Raw genomic sequence first — 11,637 nt, forward strand, 5'->3', positions numbered from 1 at the left:
CCCCGCCACTTTCAAGACGCTCATGAAGCAGGCGGAGCGTTCCCGTGCCAGATTTCAGGCCGTTATCGGCGCGGGGCAACTCGCCGGTGAGACGCTGATCCTTAAGGAACAGGCGGGAGAGGGCCGTTGGCAGGGCGATCTTGACGCTTTGCATGAAGGACTGCGTAGTCTTGGCGTTGATTTCCCGCAGCCTGCACCCCATACTGTGCGCAATTTTGCTACAGTCAGAACCTTATCGTGACCGGTCCAGAACTCTCCGAATTCCTTTATCGCCACCGGATCTCTCTTGTTGCGGGTACCATTATTATCTTGCTCGCGGCACTGGGGTTTTTTGGCTACGAAAAATACCAGCGTAATCAAGTGCAGCGGGCTGCCGTACTGTATAACGAACTGGTGGGTGCCAGCGTCGCCGGGCAGGTCAGTACGGCACGCGCCAGTGCGGACACCCTGGTGCATCAATATGGGCACACGCCCTACGCCATTTTCGCCCACTTTTTTTTGGCGCGTATGGACAGTGAAAGCAATCAGATGCCCGCGGCGGAAACAGATCTGAATACCATCATCCAGAGCAGAAGCGTCCCAAGGGGCCTGAAGAGTATGGCGAAGCTCAGTCTGGCCCGGCTTTATCTGAAGCAGAAACAGGCACAAAAAGCGCTGGACTTACTGAAGGCGACGGACGTGGCCTTCGCCGCCCTGCAGGATGAAATCCAGGGGGATGCCTATGTGGAACTCCATCAAAACGGTAAAGCCATGCAGGCCTATCGGTCGGCTATCGTCGCGCTTCCAGCCGCTGATCCTTATCGCAGTTACCTGCAGATGAAGATGGCTAACATTGGAGTGGCACCATGACCTTGCGAATTTCTCTTTCATCCTTCCGACGCCCTGTGGCGCTGGGTTTTTTGGCGATCTTGCTGAACGGCTGTGGCATCACGTCCTGGTTCCATTCCACCCCATCCCCCAAGGCACCTCCGCCCATCACCAAGGGGCAGGATAAGGTATCTTTTTCCACCGAATGGCAGTCCCGTCTGTATGGTATATGGCAAGTTGATCCGTATCAGGGAACGCTGGTCGCGCATGGCCAAGGACAGGTGGTGGTCGCCGATGCTTCTGGTCATCTGGTCAGCATGACGGATAGCGGTCACCAGATGTGGATGCGTAGCCTGGATGGCAGAACGGCGCGTGGCCCGACGCTGGCAGGCGGCGTGGTTTATGCGGGTACCGATGCGGGAAAAGTGTATGCGTTGACCGCCAAAGACGGGCACAAGCTCTGGGCTGTACAGCTGAGTTCCGAGGTGCTCACGCCGGTGGTCGCCGTGGACGGACATCTTTTGGTGCAGACGGCGGATGGTCACCTTTGGGCACTCGATCCTAAAGATGGCAAGGTGCAATGGACATTCTCCATGAATGAGCCGTCCCTCATCCTGCGCACCGTGGCTACGCCTACGGTGCATGACGGCGTGGTATATGCCGGTTTTGCCGATGGAACGGTGGTGGCGCTGAGTTTGTCGTCCGGTGCGGAGCTCTGGCGGGAGCAGGTCGCCATACCGCATGGCAGTAATGAATTGGCTCGCATGGTAGATGTGGCCGCGCGCCCGGTGATCGCGAAGGATCAGGTCATCGCCGCTGCCTATCAGGGGAATCTGGCCGCTTATGCGTTACAAGGCGGTACCCAGAACTGGAGTGTGCCGATGTCCGTCTACCAGACCCCCGTACTGGACGATGGCCATCTCTTCGTCGCCGATGCCGACGGGCGGATATCCTCCGTAGACCTCAACTCCGGCGATGTGCTTTGGCGCAATGACCGCCTGAGTGGGCACTATATAACCGGTTTTGGCCTGTGTGGCAGTGACTTGCTGGCGACGGATAATGCCGGATATCTCTATGTCGTTGATCCGCAGACGGGACACCGGGTCGGCCAGACGCGACTGTCCGACAGCGGTATTCAGAGTACGCCTGTCTGCCTGGGAAATGGCCAGATTCTTGCCTTCAGTGATGCGGGCACATTGTATCGAATCAAGCTGGCCAAGCGCTAAGGCTCCATTCATGACCGCGATTATCGCCCTGGTAGGGCGCCCCAATGTAGGTAAATCCACCTTTTTCAATCGCCTGACGCGTACCCGTGAGGCGTTGGTGGCGGATTTCCCAGGGCTCACCCGTGATCGCCATTATGGTACGGCGCAGTTCGAAGGGCGCCGGTATCTGGTGGTGGATACCGGCGGTTTCGAACCGGAGGAACGGGGAGGTCTGCTGGCGGCTATGGCGGTACAGACGCGCCTCGCTATCACCGAGGCCGATGCGATTTGCTTTCTGGTGGATGCCAAGGAAGGGCTTTCCGCCCAAGATGCAGAAATTGCCGAGGAACTGCGCCGCAGTGGCAAACCCATCTATCTGGTCGTGAACAAGATGGATGCGAAGGGCGCGGTGAGCGAGTTGCCTGAATTTCATCGTCTAGGCTTGGGTATGCCCTACACCATTTCTGCAGCCCATGGGCACGGCGTTGAACCGCTGCTGGAGGCGATTTTTTCGGACTTGCCCAGCCCTGAGGATGAAGCCGCCGCAGCGGCGGGGAAGGGGCCGCGTATAGCCATGCTCGGTCGGCCCAACGTGGGCAAGTCGACACTGGTCAACGCGATGCTGGGTGAAAAGCGCGTCCTCGTTTTTGACGAGCCGGGAACCACCAGGGACAGCATCCGCATTCCTTACGAGCGCCAGGGCAAGCCCTACGTCATGATTGATACCGCGGGTATGCGGCGCCGTGCCAGAGTGGGCGAGGGACTCGAAAAGCTCAGTGTGCTGAAGACGCTGAGTGCTCTGCGTGAAGCGGACGTGGTCCTGCTGGTGCTCGATGCGCGTTTGGGTATCGCCGAGCAGGACGCCCACCTGGTAGGGGTGGCGGTCGAATTGGGGCGTCCCATTGTAGTGGTAGTCAACAAATGGGACGGGATGAATCCCGAACAGCGCAAGGCGGTAAAGCAAGAACTGGAAAGGCGGCTGGACTTCATTAAATACGCACCGATCTACACCATTTCCGCTCTGCATGGCACGGGTGTGGGTGATCTCTATAAAAGCATCGATCAGCTATGGATCGATTCCCGTCGTCATTTCTCCACGGGCGAGCTCAACCGCGCTCTGGCCGACGTGATCGAGACGCATCAACCACCCATGGTAGGCGGGCGACGTATCAAGCTGCGTTATTGTCATCAGGGCGGAGAAAATCCCATCACCCTGGTGTTTCACGGTAACCAGGTGGCGCGTTTGCCCGGCACCTACAAGCGTTATTTGGAGAGCGCCTTTCGGCGCGCGCTCCATTTGGAAGCCGTACCCTTGCGTCTGGTCTTCCGGCAGGGAGAAAACCCCTATGACCCGCAGCCGAAAAAAGAGAAACACTGAGTGACGGGGCGCATCCCTGGTTGGTGGCGTTGGGCGCTCGTAACGGTGTGCATTTATATCGCGACCTTGGTAATTAATCGCTACTTGCCGGTTAATCCGCAGATGGTATGGGTGTATGCTGGCGAATATGCGCTGTGGGCCGCCACAGCGCTGGGTGCCATTGCCCGCTTCTTGCCGGCACTGACGCCTTATGGTTGGCGGCCGGTCACCATTTTCCTCGGTGCGATACTCGCAGGGCTGGAAATCTTTATTGGGACCGGGCCCGGCACGAAGGTACGGGTGGACGAATGGATGACGGCGCTCATCGGCATTGCGATGGTCACCATTCTTGCCCGTTTTTTGCCCGCCGCCGGCACGCGTTTCTGGTTTGGTCAGGAGGTGATTCGTCGTGGACCTATTACTCGTCCGCCACGCTGAGGCAGAAGATGCAGGTGATAGTGGATCTGACTTTGAACGTCAGTTGACCGCGCACGGCCATGCGAGCGCGGCGGAAATGGCAGAGGGACTAGCGCTCTGCGTCCATAAACCGGCGGTGTTGTGGAGCAGCCCTCTGCTGCGCACCAGGGAGACAGCCGCATATATTGGGAAGGCTTTGGGAGTGACGGTGTCGAACTATCCTGACGCCATACCGGCAGGCGACCTCGGCCAGCTTCGCCATGACTGGCAAAGTCTTTCTCCGCAGACCAATACCCTGATTGTGGTGGGCCATCAACCGCATCTCGGAGTCTGGGGTGCCCAGTTGATGGGTATATCTCTCCCGGTCAAAAAAGCCAGCGTCATAGCAATCGCCTTGGATTCCGCCGGTACGGGCGGGCAATTGCTTTGGTATGCACAGCCAGCGGCCCTGGCGCGGCTGGGACAGATTCGGCATCAGGGGTGGCCTGCGCTATAATGTGCGCAGTTCCGGGCAACGCGGCCTTGCGTCCGTCCGATCAACCGTTCATCAGGAGGTGTAAAATGTCTGAGGCAGCCGATCTCGTTATCATCCTTATCACCGGTCCGGAAAATCCCAAGCGTTTACCTTCCGCCTTTTTTCTCGCCGCTACGGCTGCTGCGGCGGAGCAAAAAGTGGTGATGTATTTCACCGGTCCGGCCACGGAATTGCTGGCCAAGGGCAAGGCCGAGACCATATTTCCGATGGCCGGTGGCAAGAATATCGCCGACTTCATGAAATTGGCCGAAGACAACGGCGTGCAGATCATCGGTTGCCTGCAGTCCCTGGAACTCAACGGCATGACCAAAGATGACCTGGGCAAGCCCGTTCCCTTGATAAATCCGAGCGCCGCCTTGCCGTCTCTGGCCGCCGCGGGACGGATTCTGACTTGGTAGCCGGAATGGATCATTACGGTTAAGCACCTTGGAGCCCGATCTGTTGACGGGCTTTGCTTATGTCCATCGCAGATGGAGCGCGGTCGTATGCCGTCGACATCCTTGTTGTCACAAAAATGTCACAAATACTTCATTAAACCGTCATATTGCTGTGTTAAATTGCTTTTCGAGTTTTGCTGACGATAGCGTTTTTGTGCTATCTGGATGCGAGATGTTCAATGGGTAAGCCGTAACTCGACGTATTTGCCATTTTTGGAGGCCTTATATGCTGTATCGCTTGAAAAAAGAAGTGTCGCGTAGTGTCAAAGGCGCTGTAGTCCTGTCCGCGTTGGGCCTTTCTGCCCTGTATGCCCTGCCTGCTTCGGCGGCTCCGACCATCTCGCTGCTGGAAACCGGCTCCACTCTGCTGTACCCGCTCTTCAATCTATGGGTTCCTGTGTACACCAAGATGAACCCCGGCGTTCAGATCACCACCCAGGGCACGGGCAGCGGCACCGGCATCGCTGAAGCGATCTCTGGCGTGGCCCAGATCGGTGCTTCCGACGCCTACATGAGCGATGCGCAGATCAAGCAGCACGCCAATATCCTGAACATCCCGCTGGCCATCTCCATCCAGATGATCAACTACAACGTTCCCGGTCTGAACAATGTGCATCTGAAGCTGTCCGGTCCGGTGCTCGCCGGCATCTACTCCGGCAAGATCACCAACTGGGATGACGCGGCCATTGCCAAGCTGAATCCTGGCATGAAGCTGCCCAACCACAAGATTATTCCCGTGCATCGTACCGACGGTTCCGGCGATACCTTCATCTTCACCACCTATCTGTCCGACACCTCGCCGGAATGGAGCAAGAACATCGGTTACAGCACGACGGTGAGCTGGCCGGCAGTTCCTGGTGGCATCGGTGCGGAAGGTAACCCCGGTATGGTACAGGCTCTGAAGACGACGCCTTACGGCATCGCCTATATCGGCATCAGTTGGAAGAAGCCGGTGGAAGAAGCCCATCTGGGGATGGCCATGTTGAAAAACCGCGCTGGCAGATTCGTGCTGCCGACCGTGGCGAATGCCAAGACCGCGGCGGGTGAAATGGTCAGCAAGACCCCGGCTGACGAGCGCATCAGCCTGGTCTATGCGCCGGGTGCCAACTCCTACCCCATCATCAACTACGAATATGCCATCGTCAGCAAGACGCAGCCCAACGCGGAAGTCGCTGCGGCCATGCGCAAGTTCCTGAATTGGGCTCTTGATCCGAAGGGCGGTAATGCGCCACACTTCATCGACGCGGTGAGCTTTGTGCCGCTGCCTGATAGTGCGGTGAAGCTGTCCCGCAAGCAGATTGCGGAAATTAAGTAAACGTCGTGCCGAGCTGGGGCTAGTCCCCGGCTCTTCCATATCCTATGCCAGACTTGTCTGTATATTTTTATGATTATTGATGCCGACCATCCAGATACTCTAAGTGCCGGGAGATTCGTTGGATGAAAATTCCTGTGTTCAGAGTTGCTCTGATCTCTACGGCCAGCTTTTTGCCGCTTTCCTTAATTTCATTGATTGTATTTTTGGCCATTTATTCCTGGCCTGCCATTCAGTTTAATCAATTCTATTTTTTGTGGACCAATGACTGGAACCTGGGCAATCTTTATGGTAACCCGGTTACGGTACATGGCACGCAGGTCATGCCGGGAGCGAAGTACGGCATCTGGTTTCTGGTCGTCGGTACCATTGTGAGTTCCGCGCTCGCCATGTTGATCGCGATGCCTATCGCCATTGGTGCGGCATACTTTTTGAGTGAAGGCGTGCGTAAATCCTGGGCTGGGCCCTTGTCTCTTTTTGTCGATTTACTGGCGGCGATCCCCAGCGTCGTTTACGGATTGTGGGGGTACGCGCTGCTCGTACCACTTTTTGGCCAGACCATTTTCCCCTTCGTGGCCAAGACGTTTTCTTTTATTCCCTTCCTGAACGGTGACCCAGGCAGCGGTTATGGGCTGCTCACCTCGGCTTTCGTGCTGGCGGTGATGATCATTCCCTTGATTTCCGCCACCCTGCGCGAGTCCATCCGGATGACCGAACCTGAATTGAAAGAAGCAGGCCGGAGCCTGGGCTTGAATCGCCTGGAGGTCTTCTGGCATATCACCCTGCCCAAACTGAAGACGGTGTTGATCGGCGTGGGTATTCTCGCCCTGGGCCGAGCCCTGGGAGAAACCATGGCTGTCCTCATGGTTAGTGGCAACGCACTGAATTATCTGCCTGATAATATTTACGCGCCGATCTCCACCATGGCCGCGTTTATTGCCTCGCAACTGGACAGCGCGCTGCAGGACCCGACGAATATGGCCGTGGAGGCCCTTTCTGAAGTGGCCCTCGTGCTGCTGCTCATTACCGTGGTGGTGAATTTTGCGGCGCGTTTGTTGTTGTGGATGGCGAGGGTGCGCTGATGGCAACCAAGGCGATTGAGCGGCGCAACATCGTTGTCAGGTCCAGCGCGAGAGGCTTCAAGGTATCTTTATCACGGCGCGTGACGACGGTATTTGCCTGGATGTTCGTGGTATTATCTTTTCTTTTTGTCGCGACGATGTTTGTTTCCATTATCGGGGACGTAATTATCCGCGCATGGCCCGCGTTGACGCCAAAACTGCTAACGGAGGTTACCAGCGGAATTGGCGGCGGTCTTAAAAACGCCATCGAAGGAACCTTTGTCATGTCTGTCGGGGCGTTGCTTCTGGCGGCGCCGATTGGTATTTCTGCGGGGATCTACCTGAGTGAGCATGGTCGGGGTGGCGCCGGAAAAGTGTTGCGTTTTCTCTCGGACGTGCTGGTTGGCATACCGTCCATCGTGCTCGGCTATGTCGGCTATATCACCATGGTCATTTACCTGGGTTGGCAGTTCTCTGTGGCCGCGGGCATCATCACCCTGACAGTCATGCTGCTGCCCTACATTGCCCGCTCCACGGAACTGGCGCTCGCCAATATTCCTCTGGCGGTGCGCGAAGCCGGTTATGGGCTGGGTGCAGGGGAGGGACGCGTCGTGCTGAGTATTCTGTTGCCTGGCGCCGCGCCGGCGATCATGACGGGGCTTTTTTACGCCGTCGCCCTGTCCATGGGCGAGACCGCTCCTCTGTTATATACAGCGGGCTGGTCCAATTACATGTGGAATGGCCAGTTTACCAAAGAACCTATCGGTTATCTGACTTACGTCGTCTGGACCTTCATCAACGAACCTTTCGCTGAATCTCACAGGATCGCATTTGCCGCGGCTTTCCTGATCACCACGGGCGTGTTAATTCTGATCCTGATTGGTCGCTGGTTGCTGGTGCGCGGACAGCGCCGCATGGGTGTTTATCAGGGCTAAACTTCTCGCGCGGCGTCTTCTGTATTTAGTCTGGCCTGAGACTGGGAGAAAACTCCTTGTCGATTTGCTGGTCCTCCGCCCCCGCCAGCAACTCTTTAGCGCGGGCCAGGAACTCGGCGGCGCGGCCCCGGTCGCTGTTGTCGGTGCTTTGCCAAATGGGGAAGAGGGTGGTTTCCTCGCGATTTTCGTGCTTGGCGAGTGAGCCGGAAAGTACCGCGCAGATGGCGGGCAACAGGTCATAATCCTTTTCCAGCAGCGTTTCTTCCACTAGTCGAGATTGCACGATGATGCTGTCGTGCTCAAAGAGCATGTCAGCAAGAGGACCTTTTTCCTCGCCGCCACCCAAGGTCGGGCCGAGGACATTGTTTTCCAGGTGGACATGGCGGCGGAGACCGATCCAGTAGTCGCTGAAGATGCTTTCGGCATCCGCGATTCGCTTTTCGTTGGCGGCGGCCAATATGTCCGCGAACTGGCGATCCAGACGGTAATGGTCCCAAGTCAGCAGATCCACTACGTCCTTGGCTTCCGCTTCGGCACGGGGTTGTATGTTTATCTGCCAGACCTTGCCGTCGGTCTCAAAACGCCAGGAGATGGCATTGCGCAACTGAAAGGCCACCGCCCGCATCATGGCACCGGGGTCGGCGTCCGCCAACACCTGCACACGCTGGCCAATCGCCAGCCGGATCGTGGCGGCGTAGACCAAAGGCTGGGCCATCGCATTGGACATGCCACGCACGTCGATGAGGTTCTCGGTAGGGCTGGTGTGTGCGGAAGATATGCCTTGCTGCGTTGACATGAGATGGAGTCCTTGATCGACGCCGGTCTCCAGACTGGGAGCGGGGAGCCGGAGAATCAAATATGAGTGCCCATTAATATCAACGGAGTATGCCACACACTGGCCGTCTCGCAAATAAGCGCCCATCACCCATCAGGACAAACAGATCGCGGCGTTGGCGATGTTTATCCTATATTGCTGCCGTTGTCATGCTTTTTGCGGTACGTTTCTGACGTATAAAAAGCTATTAGTGATATCAACAATATTCCAAGCATGGGTGACCACAAAAGAAGAGGTATCCGGTGACTCACTTCCACTGAACACTGTGAACAGTTTATCGAGTCCATAACATGAAAATACCCTAGCACAATGAGCGCGCATGAAAGCGCCACAGCCAAGATTCTTGCGCCATGCAGAATAAAAGTCATGCTTCGGTTTTTTTTCTGACTTTTGCCGGATATGGTCAGCAGTGCATCGGTGGCTGCGAAAAAAACTATAAAGCACAATAGAATCAGTCCATTATATTCTAACAATCGATATCCAGCCTTGTTGTACTCCGAAATGCTTTGCAGGCTGGAGTGAATCGTTTTCCCTTCCCACGCGCCCAGGTGTGCATCTGAATACCCATCGAGAGCCGCAGCGGCATTTACAGATTTTTCTATAGCGGCCTTGTTTGCATCACTTGAGAATTTCGTGTTGCCAACTATCCGTGCCACCCCTGGCGTCAGTCCTGTGATTGACCATTCGCCCACCTGTGCGGTGGTCGCAAGCGCAACTCCTGAAAATAGGGATGTTATCATAATAATAGATGCCAACATCTGGAGCTGACGTTTGATAAAATGATATAAATTGTCTGGCATGTGTGAATAAGTGATAAACATTTTACATTTCAACCGTTATCAGTATGTGCATGAGATATGTCGCCTGCCGTAAATGACGGGGTATTATTTTCATCATGATTTAATATAAGCTCTTTATATTCCGCCTCTGTAAACTCTTTATACCCATGAATCATGGCTGATGCTATGTTGTTCCGGCCATTTATTTCGCGCGCAACAACCGCTGCCAGATGAACAACAACAAAAGCTATCAATGCAAAGAATAAATATTCATGAACTGTCATCCATGGGGAATTCATCTGCGTTGTGCCGCCTGGCATAAACGATAAAAAAATACCTATGGCAACCTGTGCTGCAGCGATAAGAAAGAAAATAATGTAGGCGGGTCCAGCAAAAGCGTTGTGCCCAAGGCTTGGCGGGCATGGACGGCGAAACAGGGTTATGTAATAGAGGAAAGTTTTCTGCCAGTCGCGCCGTTGATTTGGGGTAAGAGGCAGCAGATCTCGCCAGCGTGACGTCTGTGGCCCCACAAAGAGCAGGACGATCCGTAGCGCCAGAGCAGTGGCAAATGCGTATCCTATATAAAAATGGGGTACATTTACACCAAACATCATGGCATTGGACAGTTCGTCACCCCAAACAAAAAAAATTGTCCCGGTGGCGAATTGCGCCATCAGGGTAATGGCCAGCCACCAATGTAGAACACGCAAAAATGGGTCCCATATTTTTACTGATACAACACCTTTATTACATGTTGCATTTGCCATTCAACTTACCTCCCATGCCCACACCAGTGTCCATTGCTAGCACATTACTATGCAATCTATAGCATTCATCAAGGCCATATATCCTGCTCCAGCTTTGAACGCTACCATACCAAAAGTTACTTAAGCATACACTGCGGCAAATTGTCGCACCCTATTTTTTCAGGAATACCTGGGAACCTTCTAAAACAATCGATGTCATAGGCCTGTTCTATGTATTGAACGACTAGATATCGATAGCTGTTCTGTAACTAGGCAATTGTAACAATAATATCGCTTCTCATTTTCAATGGCACCTTGCGTCCTGAATGAGGAATGCCCCCAGCTCTATGAATCATCATCCTATACCTATGGAGAATCATCTATGCACCAGATAACACGAAAAATGATGGCAGAGTTCATCGGTACTTTTGGACTTATCTTCTTTGGCGGTGGCGCTGCGGCTATGGGTAAGCCGCTTATAGATATTGCTCTGGCCAATGGTCTGGCCATCATGATTGCGGCTTACGTGTTCGGGGATATTAGCGGCGGCATTGTGAACCCTGCCGTCACTCTGGGAGGCGCCATAGCAGGTAAAATCAGTTGGCGTGATGCGGGAATGTATATGATCGCTCAGGTCTTTGGCGGAATTGCTGCCGGCTTTGCCCTTCTTGCTGTACTACACGGGCAAATGAGCCACTTGGGCGCCACTACCATAAACACCGACCTTATCTCTGTCCCAGATGGGTTCATTCTGGAGGCGCTGGGGACGTTCTTTTTAACCACCACCGCCCTGCATACGGCCATGAGCGATCGTGCGGGTAATGCCGCACCACTGGCAATAGGCTTTACCTTGGTCATGATCGTCACATTCATGGGCCCACTAACCGGTGCCAGTGTCAATCCAGCGCGGACGTTAGGACCCGCCGTAGCCGGTGATTACTACCCGCATATATGGGTTTATCTCATTGCGACACCTTTAGGAGGATTGGTCGCAGGTTTTCTTTATAAATTTATGCAGGAAGGCAAGGCCGACATGCATTTTAGAGAAGCTCTCGAACAAGGCGACGTGGAATAGTTTCAAGCCTAAATAGTCCGGCACACGCCCAGGGTGATGGTCACGGTGCCGGATTCAGCAGCGAGCGCAACTGGTCTATACCCACCGGCTCCTCTGTCTGCATGGGCACCAGGGCGATGCGTTTGGCATGGCGGGT

At 54.9% G+C, this 11,637-nt stretch carries 13 protein-coding genes and 1 pseudogene; 11 read left to right on the forward strand and 3 right to left on the reverse strand.

Translation table 11 applies throughout. The features are described from left to right. From hisS to pstA, 10 genes and pseudogenes are all read left to right on the forward strand, one after another. A pseudogene (hisS, locus tag HF921_RS11545) lies at nt 1-241 on the forward strand (histidine--tRNA ligase); the annotation flags it as partial. Then, nucleotides 238-849, forward strand: a complete 612-nt coding sequence (locus HF921_RS11550; protein WP_064220171.1) for a YfgM family protein — start codon at nt 238-240, stop codon at nt 847-849. The pseudogene hisS and the gene HF921_RS11550, both read left to right, overlap by 4 nt. After that, nucleotides 846-2,033 carry an outer membrane protein assembly factor BamB gene (gene bamB, locus HF921_RS11555; RefSeq protein ID WP_064220172.1) on the forward strand — a complete coding sequence of 396 codons (1,188 nt, stop codon included), beginning with the start codon at nt 846-848 and terminating at the stop codon, nt 2,031-2,033. The genes HF921_RS11550 and bamB overlap by 4 nt, the downstream gene beginning before the upstream one ends. Nucleotides 2,034-2,043: 10 nt before the next feature. Continuing rightward, the gene (gene der / locus HF921_RS11560) at nt 2,044-3,390 is read left to right on the forward strand and encodes a ribosome biogenesis GTPase Der (RefSeq protein WP_215850326.1); all 1,347 of its coding nucleotides are present in this window, start codon (nt 2,044-2,046) and stop codon (nt 3,388-3,390) included. Further along, nucleotides 3,391-3,807 (forward strand): hypothetical protein, encoded by a 417-nt coding sequence (locus HF921_RS11565; protein WP_064219676.1) that lies wholly within the window; start codon nt 3,391-3,393, stop codon nt 3,805-3,807. It begins immediately after the preceding gene. Next, nucleotides 3,779-4,282, forward strand: coding sequence for a SixA phosphatase family protein (locus HF921_RS11570; protein WP_215892472.1), 504 nt, complete (start codon nt 3,779-3,781; stop codon nt 4,280-4,282). Before HF921_RS11565 ends, HF921_RS11570 begins: the two co-directional genes overlap by 29 nt. A 65-nt stretch (nt 4,283-4,347) precedes the next feature. Beyond that, complete coding sequence (locus tag HF921_RS11575) at nt 4,348-4,719, forward strand: DsrE family protein (protein WP_064219674.1); 372 nt, start codon at nt 4,348-4,350, stop codon at nt 4,717-4,719. A gap of 265 nt (nt 4,720-4,984) precedes the next feature. After that, the gene (pstS, locus tag HF921_RS11580) at nt 4,985-6,073 is read left to right on the forward strand and encodes a phosphate ABC transporter substrate-binding protein PstS (RefSeq protein WP_064219673.1); all 1,089 of its coding nucleotides are present in this window, start codon (nt 4,985-4,987) and stop codon (nt 6,071-6,073) included. 122 nt (nt 6,074-6,195) lie between these two features. Beyond that, nucleotides 6,196-7,152, forward strand: coding sequence for a phosphate ABC transporter permease subunit PstC (pstC, locus tag HF921_RS11585; RefSeq protein ID WP_064219672.1), 957 nt, complete (start codon nt 6,196-6,198; stop codon nt 7,150-7,152). Next, nucleotides 7,152-8,066 (forward strand): phosphate ABC transporter permease PstA, encoded by a 915-nt coding sequence (gene pstA, locus HF921_RS11590; RefSeq protein WP_064219671.1) that lies wholly within the window; start codon nt 7,152-7,154, stop codon nt 8,064-8,066. Before pstC ends, pstA begins: the two co-directional genes overlap by 1 nt. A gap of 25 nt (nt 8,067-8,091) precedes the next feature. Here pstA and HF921_RS11595 read toward each other — a convergent pair whose 3' ends face one another. From HF921_RS11595 to HF921_RS11605, 3 genes are all read right to left on the reverse strand, one after another. Further along, on the reverse strand, nt 8,092-8,862 hold the full coding sequence (locus HF921_RS11595) for a hemerythrin domain-containing protein (RefSeq protein ID WP_215893854.1): 771 nt from the start codon (nt 8,860-8,862) through the stop codon (nt 8,092-8,094). A gap of 164 nt (nt 8,863-9,026) precedes the next feature. Beyond that, a complete protein-coding gene (locus HF921_RS11600) occupies nt 9,027-9,722 on the reverse strand; it encodes a hypothetical protein (RefSeq protein ID WP_215893855.1) in 696 nt (231 codons plus the stop codon). Between the two features lie 8 nt (nt 9,723-9,730). Further along, on the reverse strand, nt 9,731-10,447 hold the full coding sequence (locus tag HF921_RS11605) for a cytochrome b/b6 domain-containing protein (protein ID WP_215893856.1): 717 nt from the start codon (nt 10,445-10,447) through the stop codon (nt 9,731-9,733). A gap of 361 nt (nt 10,448-10,808) precedes the next feature. On the opposite strand from HF921_RS11605, the gene HF921_RS11610 reads away from it, so the two are divergent. Further along, complete coding sequence (locus HF921_RS11610) at nt 10,809-11,501, forward strand: MIP/aquaporin family protein (protein WP_215893857.1); 693 nt, start codon at nt 10,809-10,811, stop codon at nt 11,499-11,501. The last annotated feature ends 136 nt before the right edge of the window (nt 11,502-11,637 follow it).

This window comes from Acidithiobacillus ferriphilus, from assembly GCF_018854775.1.
Lineage (GTDB): Bacteria > Pseudomonadota > Gammaproteobacteria > Acidithiobacillales > Acidithiobacillaceae > Acidithiobacillus > Acidithiobacillus ferriphilus.

Bases quoted from the DNA above. Each gene is read 5' to 3' on its own strand.
- bamB (WP_064220172.1), top strand. From the start codon at position 846: ATGACCTTGCGAATTTCTCTTTCATCCTTCCGACGCCCTGTGGCGCTG.
- der (WP_215850326.1), top strand. From the start codon at position 2,044: ATGACCGCGATTATCGCCCTGGTAGGGCGCCCCAATGTAGGTAAATCC.
- HF921_RS11575 (WP_064219674.1), top strand. From the start codon at position 4,348: ATGTCTGAGGCAGCCGATCTCGTTATCATCCTTATCACCGGTCCGGAA.
- pstS (WP_064219673.1), top strand. From the start codon at position 4,985: ATGCTGTATCGCTTGAAAAAAGAAGTGTCGCGTAGTGTCAAAGGCGCT.
- pstC (WP_064219672.1), top strand. From the start codon at position 6,196: ATGAAAATTCCTGTGTTCAGAGTTGCTCTGATCTCTACGGCCAGCTTT.
- pstA (WP_064219671.1), top strand. From the start codon at position 7,152: ATGGCAACCAAGGCGATTGAGCGGCGCAACATCGTTGTCAGGTCCAGC.
- HF921_RS11595 (WP_215893854.1), bottom strand. From the start codon at position 8,862: ATGTCAACGCAGCAAGGCATATCTTCCGCACACACCAGCCCTACCGAG.
- HF921_RS11600 (WP_215893855.1), bottom strand. From the start codon at position 9,722: ATGTTTATCACTTATTCACACATGCCAGACAATTTATATCATTTTATC.
- HF921_RS11605 (WP_215893856.1), bottom strand. From the start codon at position 10,447: ATGGCAAATGCAACATGTAATAAAGGTGTTGTATCAGTAAAAATATGG.
- HF921_RS11610 (WP_215893857.1), top strand. From the start codon at position 10,809: ATGCACCAGATAACACGAAAAATGATGGCAGAGTTCATCGGTACTTTT.